This window comes from Sediminicola sp. 1XM1-17 (assembly GCF_037203765.1).
In the GTDB taxonomy this organism is placed as follows: Bacteria; Bacteroidota; Bacteroidia; order Flavobacteriales; family Flavobacteriaceae; genus Sediminicola.
Genome location: NZ_JBBCAS010000003.1, coordinates 367,412 through 384,473, shown reverse-complemented (window position 1 = coordinate 384,473; position 17,062 = coordinate 367,412). Strand labels below are relative to the sequence as shown.

At 38.8% G+C, this 17,062-nt stretch carries 20 protein-coding genes; 12 read left to right on the top strand and 8 right to left on the bottom strand.

Translation table 11 applies throughout. The annotated features are described in order from the left end of the window. Positions 1-4: 4 nt before the first annotated feature. Entirely contained in the window at positions 5-3,733 is a 3,729-nt protein-coding gene (locus WAA86_RS07065) for a hypothetical protein (protein WP_337300291.1), read from the bottom strand. Between the two features lie 386 nt (positions 3,734-4,119). Between WAA86_RS07065 and WAA86_RS07060 the strand changes: the two genes are divergently transcribed. After that, positions 4,120-4,725, top strand: a complete 606-nt coding sequence (locus WAA86_RS07060) for a nitroreductase family protein (RefSeq protein WP_337300290.1) — start codon at positions 4,120-4,122, stop codon at positions 4,723-4,725. 103 nt (positions 4,726-4,828) lie between these two features. On the opposite strand, the gene WAA86_RS07055 is transcribed toward WAA86_RS07060, so the two are convergent. Further along, on the bottom strand, positions 4,829-5,011 hold the full coding sequence (locus WAA86_RS07055; protein WP_337300289.1) for a hypothetical protein: 183 nt from the start codon (positions 5,009-5,011) through the stop codon (positions 4,829-4,831). 297 nt (positions 5,012-5,308) lie between these two features. On the opposite strand from WAA86_RS07055, the gene WAA86_RS07050 reads away from it, so the two are divergent. The 10 genes from WAA86_RS07050 to WAA86_RS07005 all read left to right on the top strand — a co-directional run bounded on the left by WAA86_RS07050 (position 5,309) and on the right by WAA86_RS07005 (position 11,140). Beyond that, positions 5,309-5,689, top strand: coding sequence for a hypothetical protein (locus tag WAA86_RS07050; protein WP_337300288.1), 381 nt, complete (start codon positions 5,309-5,311; stop codon positions 5,687-5,689). 48 nt (positions 5,690-5,737) lie between these two features. After that, positions 5,738-6,049, top strand: a complete 312-nt coding sequence (locus WAA86_RS07045) for a hypothetical protein (protein ID WP_337300287.1) — start codon at positions 5,738-5,740, stop codon at positions 6,047-6,049. A 231-nt stretch (positions 6,050-6,280) separates the two neighbouring features. After that, positions 6,281-6,991: an SOS response-associated peptidase family protein gene (locus WAA86_RS07040; protein WP_337300286.1), complete on the top strand. Its 711-nt coding sequence runs from the start codon at positions 6,281-6,283 to the stop codon at positions 6,989-6,991. A 253-nt stretch (positions 6,992-7,244) separates the two neighbouring features. After that, on the top strand, positions 7,245-7,406 hold the full coding sequence (locus tag WAA86_RS07035) for a DUF1328 family protein (protein WP_337300285.1): 162 nt from the start codon (positions 7,245-7,247) through the stop codon (positions 7,404-7,406). Between the two features lie 43 nt (positions 7,407-7,449). Next, positions 7,450-7,641 carry a hypothetical protein gene (locus WAA86_RS07030; RefSeq protein WP_337300284.1) on the top strand — a complete coding sequence of 64 codons (192 nt, stop codon included), beginning with the start codon at positions 7,450-7,452 and terminating at the stop codon, positions 7,639-7,641. A 96-nt stretch (positions 7,642-7,737) separates the two neighbouring features. Next, positions 7,738-8,055: a hypothetical protein gene (locus WAA86_RS07025; protein ID WP_337300283.1), complete on the top strand. Its 318-nt coding sequence runs from the start codon at positions 7,738-7,740 to the stop codon at positions 8,053-8,055. 375 nt (positions 8,056-8,430) lie between these two features. Then, the gene (locus WAA86_RS07020) at positions 8,431-9,000 is read left to right on the top strand and encodes a helix-turn-helix domain-containing protein (RefSeq protein WP_337300282.1); all 570 of its coding nucleotides are present in this window, start codon (positions 8,431-8,433) and stop codon (positions 8,998-9,000) included. Positions 9,001-9,011: 11 nt separating this feature from the next. Then, positions 9,012-9,458, top strand: coding sequence for a response regulator (locus WAA86_RS07015; protein WP_337300281.1), 447 nt, complete (start codon positions 9,012-9,014; stop codon positions 9,456-9,458). 378 nt (positions 9,459-9,836) lie between these two features. Beyond that, positions 9,837-9,983, top strand: coding sequence for a hypothetical protein (locus WAA86_RS07010; protein WP_337300280.1), 147 nt, complete (start codon positions 9,837-9,839; stop codon positions 9,981-9,983). Positions 9,984-10,117: 134 nt separating this feature from the next. Next, entirely contained in the window at positions 10,118-11,140 is a 1,023-nt protein-coding gene (locus tag WAA86_RS07005) for a helix-turn-helix domain-containing protein (protein ID WP_337300279.1), read from the top strand. 61 nt (positions 11,141-11,201) lie between these two features. Here WAA86_RS07005 and WAA86_RS07000 read toward each other — a convergent pair whose 3' ends face one another. Further along, the gene (locus WAA86_RS07000; RefSeq protein ID WP_337300278.1) at positions 11,202-11,606 is read right to left on the bottom strand and encodes an arsenate reductase family protein; all 405 of its coding nucleotides are present in this window, start codon (positions 11,604-11,606) and stop codon (positions 11,202-11,204) included. Between the two features lie 321 nt (positions 11,607-11,927). Between WAA86_RS07000 and WAA86_RS06995 the strand changes: the two genes are divergently transcribed. After that, entirely contained in the window at positions 11,928-12,491 is a 564-nt protein-coding gene (locus tag WAA86_RS06995) for a hypothetical protein (RefSeq protein ID WP_337300277.1), read from the top strand. A gap of 13 nt (positions 12,492-12,504) precedes the next feature. Here WAA86_RS06995 and WAA86_RS06990 read toward each other — a convergent pair whose 3' ends face one another. The 5 genes from WAA86_RS06990 to WAA86_RS06970 form a co-directional block, all read right to left on the bottom strand. After that, positions 12,505-14,031 (bottom strand): GH3 family domain-containing protein, encoded by a 1,527-nt coding sequence (locus WAA86_RS06990; protein ID WP_337300276.1) that lies wholly within the window; start codon positions 14,029-14,031, stop codon positions 12,505-12,507. 48 nt (positions 14,032-14,079) lie between these two features. Beyond that, a complete protein-coding gene (locus tag WAA86_RS06985) occupies positions 14,080-14,244 on the bottom strand; it encodes a four-helix bundle copper-binding protein (protein ID WP_337300319.1) in 165 nt (54 codons plus the stop codon). A 414-nt stretch (positions 14,245-14,658) separates the two neighbouring features. Beyond that, positions 14,659-15,102 (bottom strand): hypothetical protein, encoded by a 444-nt coding sequence (locus WAA86_RS06980; RefSeq protein WP_337300275.1) that lies wholly within the window; start codon positions 15,100-15,102, stop codon positions 14,659-14,661. 196 nt (positions 15,103-15,298) lie between these two features. Beyond that, complete coding sequence (locus tag WAA86_RS06975; RefSeq protein WP_337300274.1) at positions 15,299-16,144, bottom strand: universal stress protein; 846 nt, start codon at positions 16,142-16,144, stop codon at positions 15,299-15,301. Positions 16,145-16,148: 4 nt separating this feature from the next. After that, positions 16,149-16,997 (bottom strand): universal stress protein, encoded by an 849-nt coding sequence (locus WAA86_RS06970; RefSeq protein WP_337300273.1) that lies wholly within the window; start codon positions 16,995-16,997, stop codon positions 16,149-16,151. Between the last annotated feature and the right edge of the window lie 65 nt (positions 16,998-17,062).

The following is a 17,062-nucleotide window of genomic DNA, read 5'->3' as shown; positions in this document are numbered from 1 at the left end:
AAGTCTAAAATCCAAAGCCGAAACCAACTTGTACTTGATTACCTTCCACGGAATTAAAAAATCCTATATTGAAAGCAAGAAAACGGTAGCCACTGATCCAAAAACCTCCTCCTTGGGAAGTATGCCATTTATTGGATGTATCGTTATCGAGCCATACCCTACCATAATCGAATCCACCATACATACCAATAGTTATGGGCGCAACGGCCGTTACAATTCTTTTTAGTCGCAATCGCAAATCTGAGCTTTGGTAGAAATATGATTTACCCGTAAATCTTTCGTTTCTAAATCCTCTAAGCCCATTGTTACCTCCAATGGAAGGGGCATGGTAAAAGAAGTAATCATCACCGAAATTGGTCTTATATTCTGCCATGGTCCCCAAGACAAGATTTCCTGAAGGAATCACTTTCTGACTGAACCCAAATTTAATCCCTGCATAGGCAAAAGCATTGTCTTCCAAAGTAATATTGGTCTTATACCCTGCCGTAAGCCCCATATAAACAGCTTTGGTAGGAAAGTCATCGGCATCATCATGGTTATAGGACATGGAAACCTCACCCCCTACGTAGTCCTGGGAATCAAATACATTTGGGTTTACATTATCCGGTGTAAAATAGCGGTTGGCATTCTCATCTACCTTGTAGGACTCATATAGACCCTTGATCTTTAATGTTCTGTATGCAATTCCTGCATTTAACTTAACCTGTCTCATCCTTGCCCTGTTATAATCATTATCCAACTGATCATCTGGATTAAAGGTTTCATTCCCCATTCCAAAATAATTATTTGAAAAACGATCATTGGTAAAATAGCCATCTACTTCGAAATTCCATTTGGGAAATATATTGGCAAATATCCCCTGATAGCTCAATTCCACACCCTGGAACTTAAAGTAATAATTGGCTCCAACGGAATGCTTCTGGCGAAATGGGTTACCGTTAAATCCATTGTTGGTGTATACATTGGTGGCACCTAGGAATAGGCCGTCGTCTGTTCTAAATCCGGCGTTGGGCAACAAAATATTGGTATTTTCCGTAAACTGACGCCAGTGAAAAGTATTGGTGTCATATATATTGGTCAACTGTTTTGCTGGCACCTTATCCTCAAATTTGGACTCCTCCGATTTCCAATCGTAAACCTTAAGGGCTTTCTTGTTTTCAATTTTATAGGAATCCTCTCCATAACCACCTACCAAACGGATAAAGATTTCTTTATCGCCTTCACCCTCTACAATAAATTCGTCTTTATCTCCCAAAGCATAGATCCACAATTCTTTGGTTTCTGCTTTATCAAAAGTTCTGTCGAACATCATTTCATTAGGCTCATCGCTCAACAACCTTCGTATAACAACCCTTGTTTTTCCTTCGGGCAATCTGGTCACGGTTATGCGGTCATCCTTTTCGGTACCGTGAAGTACAACAACCTCATTCAGATATTCCCCGTATTCTGTGGCCATGTCCTTCAAATTCTCCAAACGTCCAATTAAACTTTGTTTAATGCTGTTTGAGGTGCTATCCTGCACTTCTTTGGGCAAACGTTCAAACGCATTGTCGATCACTTCTTTGGTCAATTGCTTTTGGATAAATTCTGCCTCTTCCGTCCATACGCTGGTTCCATATTTGGTTACGAAAGCTCTATCCAAACTATTGCCCTGAGCCATAAACCAAGGCACATTTTCCAATTCCGGACCATACGATTGCCAAAACCTAGAATTGGGCACAAACCACTTTATTACAGGGAAGGCAACCCCATCAAATTTGGTGAAAGCCCCGTCCCTATCCCTTGGAATGGGCAAAAACCGCTTGTCCCCTGATTCCAATTCATATTCTGCCCATCGCCATTGGTCTTGGTGCCTGTCCCAATCCCCAATGAGCATATCAAATATTCGGGCACGGACAAAACTGCGTTGCTCCACTTCATAGGATTCGTCTCGCTTTAATTTCTCCAAAACATCAGTAGTACTTTCAAAGTCGGGTATACTTCCCGATTTTTCTGGATTGGTCTGGTTGTATCCCACAAAATCTTTGTGCCTATCGGAGGGGCGTTCTTCAATGAAATACAGTTCATCTCCATAGGAAGCGTTCAAATCTCCAAAACCTTCCTGTTTGGGTACGTAGTATAATTCGGGGCTGGCATGATTTACATCTGCTTTTCTTGCCATGGGGCTTATTACCAACTGGATGTAGGGATGGGCCGTGGTAAAAAAGTCGGATATCATCTCCTCCGTCATTGTCCCTTTAAAATCCTCCGCTTCATAAGCAACCCCTTTGACCTTAAATTTCAAAAATTTCAACGCATTTTTCCTTAGCGATCTCATGGCGTATTCCTTCCCCTCACTGTCCTCCAAACGCAAGGAGTATGACTGGTGCCCTCCCCCTTCCTGGGTTATTTTCAGACCCCCGTACAGCGTATCAAGATTTACAACTGGAGCGGTGACTTCCTTTCCAAAATAACTTCTATAGCGATCACCCCAAATAAATTTATAAAATCCTGTTTTTTCCAATGCCTTTTTATCCTCCCCATTCAGTACGGATTCCTGAACGTACTTTTTTGTAAAGGTCTTAGGAATTTCAATTTTTGGTTTCTCCTCAAATTTGGGGAGCACCGCATAAGATCTTTCGGATGCATCCGTGTTTACGGTAGTAAAGGTAACCCTTGAGGAACCGTCCTTGTAATATTCCAGTTTGGCAAACCCCTTCTCACCATAGGTATAGTCCCCCTCATAGTCTAGAGATCCTCCAATGGCAATTATTTCATCTTCTGAACGCTGGGTTGCTGTTTTTCCGCCGAGGGAACCGCTTACAATTTGATGAATACCGCCCCCGGTAAGATATTGCAAGCTTTCTTCGTGCCCAGAAATCACAGTTATCCTATCGGAATCTTGGGCCATGGCGGACACCAGAATACGAAGATAGTTGTAGCGCCTTGAATTGAGCTCTTTATTGGAGAAACCACCCCAATCCCCAATACGATTAACAACTGTACCCAACACCGGTAAAGGGGTCAAATGGCTCGTGAAAGTCTCTTTTCCTGCGAACACACCATTACTAAAGATGGGATGGTGCATGGCAATGACGATATTTTTTCCCTGGCCATCATTAATCATCCCCTCCAGTTCCTCGGAAAACCTTCTTCGGGTAATTATATCCGTACACTTGTTATTAATGCCTTTTACCCTATCCCAGTTACTGATAAACCACTGGGAATCTATAACAATCATATCCAATTGATCGTTGAGCACAATTCTTTCCAAGGGACACCCGTTTTCTGGAAAAACATTTAACCTTTCCCTTTCTTTGTCCTTCACGTAGTCTTCGACCTTCTCCATTTTGTCCGCATCGAAGCTTTTCCACTCAAAATCCCCAGGCATGATAATGGTCTGACCTTTAAAGTTCTTGGTGACTCCAATTTGTTGCTCTATCCGTTTTTGGTCCAATTCCCATTGATTCTCCTCCGATGAAATATTATCTCCGGTAAAAATCATGGTACTGTTTTGAGGTGCATTGGCCAATTGCTCCCCCAAACGTTCCATAATACTTTCATCGCTTCCTTTTTCAAGATTACCAAGACCACCGGCAATAAAGAAGGTATGTATAGGCTTTTCCTCCACATTTCCCAGTTCTGTCAGCTCTGCGCTAATTTGTTCCTTGTAGGTGGCACAACCCTTGAGAAGACCCGAGAGAAGGCCCAAAAGAACAAATTTCATCAATTGTTTTCGGAATAAATATTTCATAAATAGAGATTAGAGTTATTGGTTTTTCCCATTCATCTTGGGCTCTTGGTTATTAAGCCCAAATATGTACCTGCAATAATAAATCTTGGGAAGATCATAGATTATCGCAAAAGATCATTTCCTTGACACGAACCAAAATTTAAGCATTTACGGTAGCTTGGAAACTTAAAAGAATCAATAAAATTAGTTATTGAATCAATCCCTATGGGAATGGAAATATAATTTAGCGCCTTGATGGCGGCCACAATACATCAATCACAATTTACATGAATCTGATTGAAAAAAGGATTAACAACTAAACCCAACCCAAACCGATACACAAGGACAACCAATTCATAAGGACAATAAGTAAACAGAACTACTAGTAACAGCAAAAGATTTGACAAATGACAGAGGAAGAACAAGTTCGATTACACAATATTGCCGAAACAGATCACGAAATTTTTGCCCTTTTAAAGCAACGTTGGAGTCCTAGGGCCTTCAGGAACGAACATATTACCCAAGGCAATCTCAAGAAAATATTTGAGGCTGCCCGATGGGCCTCCAGCCATAAAAATGAACAGCCATGGCGTTTTATATACGCATTCAAGGGGTCCGAAGGGTATAGTAAAATATTTGATTGTTTAAGTGACTATAACAAAAAATGGGCATCCAATGCTCCGACCCTTGTGCTAGCGATCTACAAGGAGAAAGATAGGGAAAACAAGGATAATCCACGTGCCATGTTGGACCTAGGCCTTAGTTTGGGAAATATGACCATTCAGGCACAATACATGGGCATTGCCCTTCATCAAATGTCCGAAATTGCATGGGAGAAAGCGCAGCAAGATTTTAATGTACCTGAGGGTTATTGTGTGAGTACAGCGATAGCATTAGGCTATTATGGGGGGGAATTGGAAAGTTTACCACCGGCATTACAAAAGGAAGAAACCAAGGAAAGGACCAGAATGCCCCAATCCAATTTTGCCTATCACAATACCTGGAACCCGTAATATCTGAAAATCATCCCTTTCATTGAAAATAGCAATAAAAAAGGGCATCCTTTACCAACAAAAGTACGGGATGCCCAATAAGGCTTGCTATCAATTTTTATAGTTATGATGCTTCACCAAAAAACAGTCCTGATATCACTATACCACCAATTAGTATGACTAAAAAGATGGAAATAATTAAAATCGCCATCTTTGTCTTTGAATTTTTCTGGAGGATAAACTGTTGTGTATTATCTTCCTCTTCTTTGATAAATTCTGTTTTACTGTCGTTTTCTTTTTCCTGCATATTGTAATTGTTAATTAAAATCTGAAATACCAACTGGAATTCACTGTTTTCTGATCCGACACAGTTGGGTCCAATGTTTCATCTTACCAATAAAATTAGGCCTTTACAGCTTTTCGTGTTGATCCTAATCGTTTAAAAATTGATTCTTTCAATGATCACTGACATTTCGATGATTGGGTTAATCTTAAATCTATATGAGCACCCTTCCCCTGGGTCACTCACTTAAATTTGTAGTGTACAAGTGTGAAGAAATGTTTACATGGAAGCCGTTTTAAACGGTTGGAAAATTGAAAACCTATGGAAAGCGCAGAAACCTTATTGGCCTATCACCACAAATTCAGATTTCTATTGGAAGAGTTATCCGATGAATCTGCAGATAGCCTTAAAATAAACAGGTTGGTGGAGGAATTTCAAAATGAAGTCGACGTGTATTGTTACGTAAGTGCTTCTCATTTTAAAGAGTCTAACAATAGCCCATTCCCCTCCTTGTTAAGGAAGGAAGATAAAAATGGGGAAAGGATTAAGCATATGGTCAAAGAACTGGATACAGTAATCCATGACAGGACCAAATGGGGAATACAGATTATGCGCTTAAAAGAGGAAGTTGAAAAACTATTGTTCCAATACGAGCACTTAGTAGGCACCAATCTATATCCTTCCCATAGTACAACAATATAATAATAACAAGGTCTATTTAACTATTAACGATCTACCAAAAACTTGACGATGAACACTATTCAAATGATCTCCATTTTTGCTTGCGGTTTTGCCCTTGGCTTGATATTATTTATCCTTTTGGAAAAACTCTTTGTCCCAGAAGTGGATAATGAAGACTATGATTTATACCGGATCAAAGACAACAAAAAGAAACCAATGGAACCTGTTCCGGTAAATTCAAAAATATCTGCAAAACAAAATTTCATCAGTGGGAAATTAGGATTTTCCTATGCTGGAAGTCACAGTGAAAATACTTCCTCTATCAATCATTTAAAGAGTAAAATTTTTGAACTGAAGAAAGGAAACAAGGTTGCGTTATAACGTAAAAAGGAACTCTAGAAGTAAAAATCCTTTTAATTGAAAAGGTCAATCCAAGTTTGGCATGACCAAAGAAAAAACTATAGTTCCTCCCCCCCACTGAAATTCTTACCAAACAATTAATTAAAATCAAAGCCAAATTTAAATTGTAGCCGTTTTGGAAGATTTAGAATAATTAGGGTATATCCATGGAATGCAAATACCAAGGATACCCAACAAAGTAATGTATTCGCTATGTATTACAAGGTATCAAATACAGCATCTCGCAGTATTATAGAAAATGAACTTGGTGTTAACTTTAAATATCCACGACTCCATGAGCCCAATTCCGTTATCAATGGGATGGACGAGGAGTTAATTGGCGTTATCACAGAAGAAAATCCCAACATGGTAGATTTTGCCATATGGGGCATGTTGCCTACACATTACACTGGGGAATGGAGCACCTACCAGCAATTAGAGAATACGCTCAATACCCCCTTGGAACACACATACGGCAATACCTTACCATTTAAAGGACTCCATTTTAAACGTTGTCTTGTTGTAGTAACAGGATATTTCGTTTCCCATTTGCACCAGGGAGAACTTTATCCCTATTATGTGCATCTCCCCAACAAACAACCTTTTTATATGGGAGGCATTTATACAACCTTGAACGATGGGTTCCTGACCACCTCGCTGCTCATTGGAAAGGGCAGTAATGGCATCAGCCCAAAAATCCAAAATCTTGGGGAGATAGCACCCTTGATTGTTCCTAAAGAACATGCCAACAACTGGCTTGAAAACAAATTTCAAGTATCGGACATGGAACGTCTCCTGGCATACAACCAACAGCCAAAATTTACCGCATACCCCATAGCCAAAGAATTCTATTATCGGAACATAAAATACAAGAGCATGTTGGATCCCGTATTTTATGAAACTCTTCCACTCAGTTACTCATGAGTCCAGGAACTTTTCCTTGCCCTGATCGCTACAGGGTATCAAAAGCCCGCTATTAAATAATATATGTTTGATATTGAAAATAGTTTCCCATAAACCCTTCCGGTAGGTTATTACTTCTTGTAGCGGCTAATGAGCTAAAATTTAAACGGATAGGATCAGAAGGATTTCTCAAAGTTCCTGATCTTTGGAATATAGGAAAAACCAAAAGTATTCCTAAAAAAAAACAACTATCTATTAATTAAAAACAAATATTATGCTTCGTTGGACAGTAACATTCGTAATTCTTGCAATTGTAGCCGCAATCTTCGGATTTGGAGGCATAGCTGCGGGAGCGGCTAGTATAGCCAAAATTCTATTCTTTATTTTCTTGATCTTATTCGTAGTCTCATTGATATCAGGAAGGAAAAAAATTTAACCATAATAAACGAACACGTATGAAAAAATCAAATTTATTGCTCATGTTTCTTCTAGTAGCTAGTCTTTCACTTACTAGTTGCAGAGAAGAAAAGAACACCGGAGAAAAAATAGAAGATGGCATTGAAGAAGTAGGCAATGACATTGAGGAAGGCGCTGAAGAAGTAGGCGATGAAATCGAAGAGGGTGCACAGGAAGTGGAAGACGAAATTGATGACGCCACGGACGATAACTAAACAGTAAAGTTCCCCCGAAATACGGAAACGGACAGCTCGACTTCCAAGAGCTGTCCGCTTTTCTTTATCTTTAATAATAACCTTTAGAAAATACCGATGAACGAGGAAATAGCAAAAAACGAGAGAAACTTAATTGAGGAATACCAGAAGAAAGGATATACCGCCAGCTATAGATTTAATAATGGTAATTTGGTGGATGTTGATTCAAAAATAGAATATGCCCCAAAAGACATTTTCATAGTCGCCGAACACCGATACGAAGGTATGAGCAACCCTTCCGACCTTTCTATATTATATGTCCTGGAAACTGTAGATGGCAAAAAAGGAACCTATCTCATGGGTTATGGTCCTACCGCAAATCTTGAAGCTGCAGATTTTTTCAAGGAAATTCCGAGAAAAAACGATAAGTCCTAACACGAGGACTACATTTTCCATTAACAGCGGTTACTCAAAATTATCCCTTCCCCAATAAATTATCAGCGTAGTTGTCCAAGACAAATCCAAACCTGAAATTTAAAACGTAGCCACTGAAATATGGCTTTTACCGCGCCTCAATTTCCTGCCAGATCTATGGCCGATACACAAAGGAATCAATCCTTTAATACCTATACCCATTTACATTTACAGGACCAATTGGCCCTTAAGAGGAAGAAACGGTACGAAAAATCCGTTCAATGGCATTTATTACCAAAAAAAAAACCATCTTTGCGGAATTCTCAAATGCATTGTTGAACAATCATTTTTGTCCATGATTATTACATCAATGCGTTGTAAACACTGGGGAGGCCGATGAAGTTACATGTCAAATACGATTTTAATACCATCTGTAAAGCGGTTTTACAGGAACAATTGGCAGCACTCTCTATACCGTATAGCTTACATGGTCTTGGTGAAATAGAGTTTGAACGCCCATTGTCTGCAGACCAGAGGAACAAGCTCATAGCCTCATTGTCCCCTTATGGGATCGAAATCATCGATGATCAAAAAAGTGCCTTGGTACAGCGCATCAAGGAGACCATCACTAATATGATTCTTCATGATGAACAAGCAAAAAACTATAAAGTTTCAAGTTATCTATCTGAAAAGCTGAATTATTCGTATGTTTATCTGTCGAATGTTTTTTCGGAGGTTACTTATTCTTCCATTGAGAATTTTGTGATCCTAAAAAAAATAGACCACGCAAAATCTTTAATTATTAACAACGATTATACTTTAACTGAAATAGCATACCAACTGAATTATAGCAGTGTGGCACACTTATCTTATCAATTTAAGAAAACCACTGGGCTAACCCCATCTACTTTTCAAAAAATAATTCAGAGACGTCGTGTCAATGGCAGTCTTAGATCTAATTCCTAAATTGAACATACATGAACCTACAAACCCTAAATGTTGCATTGGCGGATGATGATGAAGATGACAGATTCCTATTTAAAGAAGCCATCGACGAAATAAAAATTCAAACTAAGCTTTCCTTGTTTACCAATGGACAGGAACTTATGGATTATTTAAACCTACCCAACGTTATTTTGCCCCAGGTAGTTTTCCTTGACTTGAACATGCCCGTTAAAAATGGTATCCAATGTTTAAAGGAAATCAGGGAGAATAATGCCCTGGATTCCATGTCTGTTGCCATCTATTCAACATCCTCCTCTGAAAAAGATATTGAGGATACCTTTGTTTATGGAGCAAACATTTATATCAACAAACCCAATAGTTTTACAAAATTGAAGGATGCCATTGAAAAAGTGCTTCAGATAAACTGGCAATACAATACTTCCAACCTGAACAAAGAAAACTTTTTATTAAGGTTGTGATTTAGCTCCATTTTATATTTTCTTTACTACGTCCGATGGTCATACCCAGGTTTAGGCTGTACCTATATATAATGGTATAACAAACCGTATTTCCAAGAAACTCCCCTCTTACCCTATGTATCTATAACCTATCGTAGACCACAAACCGCTCATTATCAGTCATTTATTTAATATTCTTACCTGAAGTTGTAACGGTAACTGCCCCTTAAAGCTTCCCTCCCGTCTCGTATTTATCCAATATATGTTATATAATTTTCAGATGACTTATATAATTATGTAACAGAAAAAAATAATTGTGTAAGAGCTAAGGCTCTCTTTTTACCGAATTTTGACATTATCAAATAAAAGATAGTCTCTAACACAATAAATAATTGAATCATGGATAAGTATTTAGATAATCTACAACAATTTGCCAGAGTTGGCCAAGTACGAAAAAGAGAGGTCAATACTAAAAGTATGCCTGACAATTTTATTATGGGTATGACCAACCAGCACGCCAATATGGACACTAATTTGGACAAATAGGTTCAACCTAATTGCATATTATAGCTGCTTTAAAAAGTAACGAGTATCAAAACGAAGGCCAATTAAAAGCCTGAATGATTATAGAATCTTAAACCGCAAAGTCGGGTATCAATGTCAACTTTAAAAACATTATCATGAAAGTCATACATCTTAAAACAACAAATCTTAATAATATGTTCCTAGACCTTCAAAATTATTTTGGAGGGGATATTACGCATAACTCCGATGAGGAAATCCTAACGGTGAACAATGAAAAGGGAGAAGGCATAATTCGTGGTATTACATTTAAAGGGAGCATCTCTTATATTGAATTTGATATTGTTTTCAAAAATGATATCCTGTTGGTGAACAGCACCATAAATTCCAGTCCTATCTATTTCGCTTATTGTTCCAAAGGACACCTAGTACATAGTTTTGGTGTTGAAGGGGAGAAAACGAAATTGGAAAAATTTCAGACCGGAATTGTAACCACCAATTCGGATAACAATAATGTATTTCATTTCAAAAAAGATGTACACTATAAAATATCCACCATTGTTGTAAGTACAGACGAAAAATCCCTTTCTTACCATAAACTGAATGCCAGTTTAACGGAGACTTTCTTTCCAAAAAAGGAAAAAGGCAACTTCATTTATACCGGGTCGTACAATCTTAGAATTGCGGATAAAATTCAACAACTTGCAGCAATCACCCAAAAAGGAATTGTTAGAAGCCTGTTGATTGAAGGAATAGTACACATGATCTTGGCCATGGAAATCCAACAGCACTCGGACGACTTGGAAAGCATGGAAAGTAACCGAGGGTCACTTTCGAAAAGGGAAATGGAAGATGTGCGCGAAATTTCAGAGTTCATAAAAAATTATCCTGAAATTCAATACACTTTAAAGTACCTCAGCAACAAATCTGGCCTATCCCCTGCCAAATTGCAGGAAGGGTTTAAATTAATGCACGATAGAACAGTAACCGATTTCATCAGAAACGTACGTGTGGAAGCTGCAGAACACTTGATCAAAACAACAGATTTAAATATCTCAGAGGTCGTATATACCGTTGGACTTACCAGCAGAAGTTATTTTTCAAAAATTTTCAAAGAAAAGTATAACTGCAGTCCAAAGCAATACCAAGATCATCAGAATACATTGGCCATTACAGGTTAATTTGGTTAATTCATCTTCAAAAAAAACCAACCTAGACGGTTGGTTTTTTTTTTGCCCCAATCTATTGGTTGATGTGTTTTACAATATCAGAAGGATTTTTCACAAGCAAAAATTGGTTCCCATTGACCACTATTGGCCAGGAGATCACCTCAGGTTGCTCCTGCAATACCTTGATCCAATCCGTTTCATTCAGATCCACATCCTTATCTCCATACATCTCCTGAAATTTAGGGTGGTCCGTGTCTATAAAATCTGCAATATCCACGTTCAATTTATCCGCCAACGCCGCCCATTGGGTACCCGTAACTTTTTCCTTGGTAACATCAATAGGTTGTATTTCTTTGGAAGATGCCGTGATATAGGCATAGGTCTGTTTTCCAATAGCACTTTCCGAGTTATAATATAGCGTCACTTGTTGATCATCTTTGGCAATTGTTCCCATTTCTAAAATGTTTTTATCTTTCATAACGGTCAATTTAACTATTTATAAATTGTAGAACGTGCTCTATAGCCGTCCAGATTGACACAATCCCCAAAAGACAGATGAATACCTTAGCTAAAAACAAATCTTGGGTCTTTTTAGTGATTGCAATTTCCATCCCCTCAAAAATAACTCTAATGATACTTTCTTTACCCTAAACCATCTGCGCTCATTGTTATCTAGTTGAAAATCATTACATTATTATATATAATTATCATTAATCCATAAGGTGAAATTAACGTGTTCAATTACAGTTTTTCACTTTTTTCAGTTTAGAAAATGCGCTATTTATTAATTCTTACTTTTATGATCATCTATAATTTGAACGCCAATCACATCATGCCCAAATCCATTGAGAAAGAGGCTACCATTGCCCTTTCCCATTACCCCAAGCTGAGCAATACCAAGATTACCTTTAAGTTCAAAAAGAACATTAAAAAATCGACCATGCAGGCAAGGCCTACCTTTGGCAGTTTTTTCCGATCCAAGAATGACAGGGAGTATGTAATATTGATCAGCGAAAACTTTAAAATTGCAGATAGGGAATATAAAACTAAGGATATGCCGTCCAATATTCTGATAGGATGGTTTGGCCACGAACTGGGACATATCATAGATTATAAAAATAGGAGCAACTTGGATTTAATGGCATTTGGACTAAAATATCTGTTCTCGCCAGATTACATCATAGAGGCCGAACGCACAGCAGATTGCTTTGCTGTGGCACATGGCATGGAGGAATACATATTGGAAACCAAAAATTACATTCTTAACCATGCGGAGATTACCGATACCTACAGGGCCAGGATCAATAGGTATTATTTGTCACCTGAGGAGATTATGTTGATGGTGGAACAAAGAGATCTTTAATTCTATGGAACTACTATAGACTCAATTCCTGTACGAATGTTTCCCATTCGGCAAACTTCGCTTCTCCCATGACCCTTTCCATTTTTACCTGTCCTCCTTTTTTCTTGTTTCGGGCATTCCACTCATAGAATACATCTGGAGGAACCACAGTTGCCCTTACACCTTCCAGGGCCTTGGACCTTGCGACCTTATAATTCTTGTTGGCACCCATCAAAAAAGTGTCCAACTCTTTGGCAAGTTCCTCCCCTATGGCATGGTCTTCGGTACCCAAATACCAACAATGATAAAATTCACCATCAATCCTTTTGGCACATAAGGTGTATTCCGGAACCTTGATTTCAAAACAGTCCTCCAGGTTCTTAATGGCATCGTCCATTTTATTTACGGATAATTGGGAACCTACCGTATTCAAAAAGAACTTGGTTCTTCCCGTGATCTTTATTTCCGCCCTGGCGGTATCCGTAAATTCTATGGTATCCCCTATCACATATCTCCACGTCCCGGATACTGTACTGATCAGCAACACATATTCCTTTCCCACTTCCACCTCGGGAAGCGTTAAAACCGGAGCATCTTTCTTTAAGGAACCATCTTGATTGATATAATCTGGATGAAAGGGCACAAATTCGAAATATATACCATTATCGGTAACCAATTGCATGGCCGAGGTCTCTGGCCTAGCCTGAAACGCAATAAATCCCTCTGAGGCCAAATAGGTGTCTATAATGGTGATTTTTTTGCCCATCAGGGCATTGAAACTCTTTTCATAGGGGCCAAAGGCCACTCCCCCTGAGGTATATACTTGGAGATTGGGCCAAATTTCATGGATGTGTTCCAAGTTGTGGTACGCAATAACTTTTTGCAACATGAGCTCTATCCACGAAGGTATCCCACTAATGGCACCTATATCCCATTTAGGGGCATTTTCCGCAATTTTCTGTACTCGTTCGTCCCAATCCTCCACCTGGGAGATTTCTTGTCCTGGTTTATAATACCCTCGAAACCAGGTTGGGATATTACTGGCACTTATTCCGCTTATTTCCCCTTCCAAATGGTTATTCTTCTTGGAGAGATCCGTGGAGCTTCCCAACATCAATATTTCCTTTTCAAAAAAATCGGGAGGGAGGTCAAAATTGCTCAGGGCAAATACCTGTTTTATTCCTGCCTGCCTTATGGCATTGACCATTTCGTCCGTTACCGGAATTCTTTTGCTTTCTTTGCCCGTAGTTCCTGAGCTCAGTGCAAAATAGGAAGGATTTCCCGGCCAGGTTACATTTTCTTCATGCTGGTGCAGTCTATGCCACCATTGGTTGTGGATACGGTCGTAATCAAAGTATGGGACTCTTTCGGCAAAAGAATTGGATATGTCCTCTGATTCCAGAATTTCGTTAAATGCATACTGAACACCAAAGTCGGTATCCCTTGCTTTTTCCAGTAATTGACACAGAACCGATCTTTGCTCTTCAATGGGATCTATCTCCGATGTCAACGCATCCTTGACCTCAATAAATCCTTTTATTAGGTTTCCTATTATTGCCATAAATCTTTATCTCCTCTCCTCCTTCTTGGACTACCAATCCCTTATTAATTATGCTGCAGCTATCTTACGGCATTCTTCCATACACCTCCTACAGCTTTCAGCACACAGTTTACAGTATTTATTCTTATGTTCATCGCATTGAGAAGCACACCATTCGCAGACATCTGCACATAATTGGCAATATTGCTTTGCGAAACTACTGTCGGCCACCATAAACTTTAAGCATGATAAGCATGCATCTATACAGAGCATACAGCAGTAGGGACAATCGTTCATACTTTCTTTGCCGGCCATAACGGTAAGACAATTTTGACAATCGATCAATGACTGTTGGCAAGCCTTGATACAATCTTCATAGGTCGTATTCATGAGCATAATTTTTGGTGTTAGCGTTCCTACTGTCCTACCCAAGAAAGACCGTTAGTGTAGCTGTCCCCTTTAGGATAGTTTTAATAGCCCCTAAAATGCCCATTTTCAAATTTTTATATGTTCCCAATCGAAATAAATACTATCGCATATGATTAAGCCCCAATGCTTTTTAACCTTATTGTTAAAAAAAATGGGCAACCTTACGGATGCCCATTATTCTGTAAATCGGTTCAAGAATTCCGACTTACTCAAATCAGACTAATTCAGCAATCTTTTTTGTTTGTCCGATTTCATGACCTTGGATACCAATTTGAACAACTGCTCTTTAATTGATCTATACTGGGACCCATATTCCATTACGGCCATTGTTAACTGATTATGTGTTTCTTTATAGGCCTTTTCCATCTTTAGCTGGTCCACATCATCTACCATGATCTCCAGTTGATTACTGTGGAGTTGTACTTTTTTCATCAAGGTGACCAAATCCTTTTCAGCATGGAGAAGGGCACTTATCAATTCCTTGCTCTGCTCAAATACATCCTTATTCGTTAATTTAATGGTGTAGGATTTAATCAGATCATTCAAAAACAATTGTTCGTCCTTGAAAAACATCAATTCTGAAAACCATAGGTTGGACATCTCGTGCATTTCCTGTGGACTCAACCATTCTATATAGCTCTTATTACGTTCTTTAGTGTTCATCTCTATCTGGGATAAATTAAAATATTGCCTTCGTAGGCGTTGCATCCTATGAGCAGCCTATGGAAATTAAGAAATCTATCCCTACTACAAAATGATTCAAGTCAGTCTAGGGTGATTTTAGCCTTTATCGCCCAAATTCATCAAAACCCGTGAAAGATTATTTCGGCAAGGCGGATGTTGCATAAAATGTGAATTATTATGAGGCGTTTACAACCAAGAACGGGAGTTCTATATCAAAGGCTACTTTTTTTATCACCGGTTCTCTGAATATTTTTTCAAGAACACTGTGCTGCGTATTGAACATTACCAAAAAGTCTATTTCAATTTCTTCTAAAAATGATTGGATCACCGCTGTTTTTGAAGCAAATTTGGGCATCCAATGAAAGCTGTGGTCCACCCCTTCCAAATAGTGGGAAAGGGTATTCATATTAGAGGTTTCAAACTTGTCCAAACGTTCTTTTTCATTAATGTGCATCACGCGGACCGTAGCCCCGGAAAGTTTTGCTATGTCCAGAATAACAGAAATTTGATCTGCACCGATACACTTCTTATAGTCGGTGACCAAGGCAAGATGTTTGGGCAACTTAAAATCTATTTCTTTGGGTATGGTCAAAATGGGACATGCCAGTCCAACATTTATGGCCCTCGTGGTATTACTTCCCATGAAGAGGTCTTTGGCACCTGTAACCCCCTTATTCCCCATGACCACCAAATCAATATGCAGCTCTTTCACAAGTTTATCCAACGTTTCGGTAAGATCGCCCTCTAAGGAGAGGGTTTCAAAAACATGATTCTTAAATCCTGTATCCAGGGTAATCCTGTGTTTCATTCTAAGGAGGCCTTCTTTTGATTCTGCATGTAGGGCGTACATCTGTTCTTTTCCCTTTTTGGTTTCTGCTTTCTTTGATAGCAAAGGTGTTTTTTCATTGAAACTGTTCAGGAGATAGAAAGTACAGTTTTCTCTTTTTAAAAGCTGCGTGGCAAAGTACAGTGCATTATAGGCATCATTGGAAAAATCGGTAGGTGCTAGGATATGTTTCATGGACTTACCCTTTTGAATGATGAGGCAACACCAGAAATGGAATGGTCACGTGAAAACCTATTTTTTTTATTATAGGCTCTATAAAAAGTCTTTCCAAGAATGTGTGCTTATTACGTATCATAGTCAATAAGTTGATCTTCTTTCCTGATTGAAAGTTATTAATGGCCGTGATAATTTCCTGATCACTGACATCATGGTATCTATGCGGGATATCCGAGAGTAATGCTCCCAGTTTTGATTTGTTTTCCAATTGATCCGCAGTCAATTCGTTTCCGGTGGATACGTGGAGAATATCTATGTTGGAGCCATGGATCCCAGCTATGTTCAGTAACTGTTCCATTTGTTTTTTGTTGTAATTTACCTCGTAGTCTGTCGGAAAAAGAATTTCTTCCGGCACTTTATACCCATAATTGGGAGGTACCACCAAAACAGGACATTTCGCATTTTTGATGACATGGACCGTATTTGTTCCCAATAAAATTTCCTTGGCACCTGTTGCCCCTTGTGTCCCCATGACCACCACATCAATATTTTCATTCTCCACGGTCTCAACTATTTCATAGACCAAGGTGTTGAATGCCGAATGGATCATAATTGTATGTTTTGGGTTGTCAAATTCCTCCAGGATACATGCCTTGACTTCGTTCAATTTTTTCTCGGAATTCTGCTGATAAATATCCCCCAGACCAATCTGGCCGGGACTAAAAAGCAGATACTCTGATTGATATACCGCAGGGGTATAGGTATTCATCAAATAAAAGGTGGCTTCCTCACTCTTGAATAGCTTCAACGCATAACTGATGGCATTATAGGCATTTGCTGAAAAATCGGTTGGAATTAAAATTTTTCTCATTACAGGTGTGTTTTATATTTTAAAATTAACGGTGTAATCTTCCCAAAACCATGATATCGGTCAGT

Excerpts from the sequence above, each read along its gene's own strand:
- WAA86_RS07065 (WP_337300291.1), bottom strand. The coding sequence starts at position 3,733 with ATGAAATATTTATTCCGAAAACAATTGATGAAATTTGTTCTTTTGGGC.
- WAA86_RS07060 (WP_337300290.1), top strand. The coding sequence starts at position 4,120 with ATGACAGAGGAAGAACAAGTTCGATTACACAATATTGCCGAAACAGAT.
- WAA86_RS07055 (WP_337300289.1), bottom strand. The coding sequence starts at position 5,011 with ATGCAGGAAAAAGAAAACGACAGTAAAACAGAATTTATCAAAGAAGAG.
- WAA86_RS07050 (WP_337300288.1), top strand. The coding sequence starts at position 5,309 with ATGGAAAGCGCAGAAACCTTATTGGCCTATCACCACAAATTCAGATTT.
- WAA86_RS07045 (WP_337300287.1), top strand. The coding sequence starts at position 5,738 with ATGAACACTATTCAAATGATCTCCATTTTTGCTTGCGGTTTTGCCCTT.
- WAA86_RS07040 (WP_337300286.1), top strand. The coding sequence starts at position 6,281 with ATGTATTACAAGGTATCAAATACAGCATCTCGCAGTATTATAGAAAAT.
- WAA86_RS07035 (WP_337300285.1), top strand. The coding sequence starts at position 7,245 with ATGCTTCGTTGGACAGTAACATTCGTAATTCTTGCAATTGTAGCCGCA.
- WAA86_RS07030 (WP_337300284.1), top strand. The coding sequence starts at position 7,450 with ATGTTTCTTCTAGTAGCTAGTCTTTCACTTACTAGTTGCAGAGAAGAA.
- WAA86_RS07025 (WP_337300283.1), top strand. The coding sequence starts at position 7,738 with ATGAACGAGGAAATAGCAAAAAACGAGAGAAACTTAATTGAGGAATAC.
- WAA86_RS07020 (WP_337300282.1), top strand. The coding sequence starts at position 8,431 with ATGAAGTTACATGTCAAATACGATTTTAATACCATCTGTAAAGCGGTT.
- WAA86_RS07015 (WP_337300281.1), top strand. The coding sequence starts at position 9,012 with ATGAACCTACAAACCCTAAATGTTGCATTGGCGGATGATGATGAAGAT.
- WAA86_RS07010 (WP_337300280.1), top strand. The coding sequence starts at position 9,837 with ATGGATAAGTATTTAGATAATCTACAACAATTTGCCAGAGTTGGCCAA.
- WAA86_RS07005 (WP_337300279.1), top strand. The coding sequence starts at position 10,118 with ATGAAAGTCATACATCTTAAAACAACAAATCTTAATAATATGTTCCTA.
- WAA86_RS07000 (WP_337300278.1), bottom strand. The coding sequence starts at position 11,606 with ATGAAAGATAAAAACATTTTAGAAATGGGAACAATTGCCAAAGATGAT.
- WAA86_RS06995 (WP_337300277.1), top strand. The coding sequence starts at position 11,928 with ATGATCATCTATAATTTGAACGCCAATCACATCATGCCCAAATCCATT.
- WAA86_RS06990 (WP_337300276.1), bottom strand. The coding sequence starts at position 14,031 with ATGGCAATAATAGGAAACCTAATAAAAGGATTTATTGAGGTCAAGGAT.
- WAA86_RS06985 (WP_337300319.1), bottom strand. The coding sequence starts at position 14,244 with ATGGTGGCCGACAGTAGTTTCGCAAAGCAATATTGCCAATTATGTGCA.
- WAA86_RS06980 (WP_337300275.1), bottom strand. The coding sequence starts at position 15,102 with ATGAACACTAAAGAACGTAATAAGAGCTATATAGAATGGTTGAGTCCA.
- WAA86_RS06975 (WP_337300274.1), bottom strand. The coding sequence starts at position 16,144 with ATGAAACATATCCTAGCACCTACCGATTTTTCCAATGATGCCTATAAT.
- WAA86_RS06970 (WP_337300273.1), bottom strand. The coding sequence starts at position 16,997 with ATGAGAAAAATTTTAATTCCAACCGATTTTTCAGCAAATGCCTATAAT.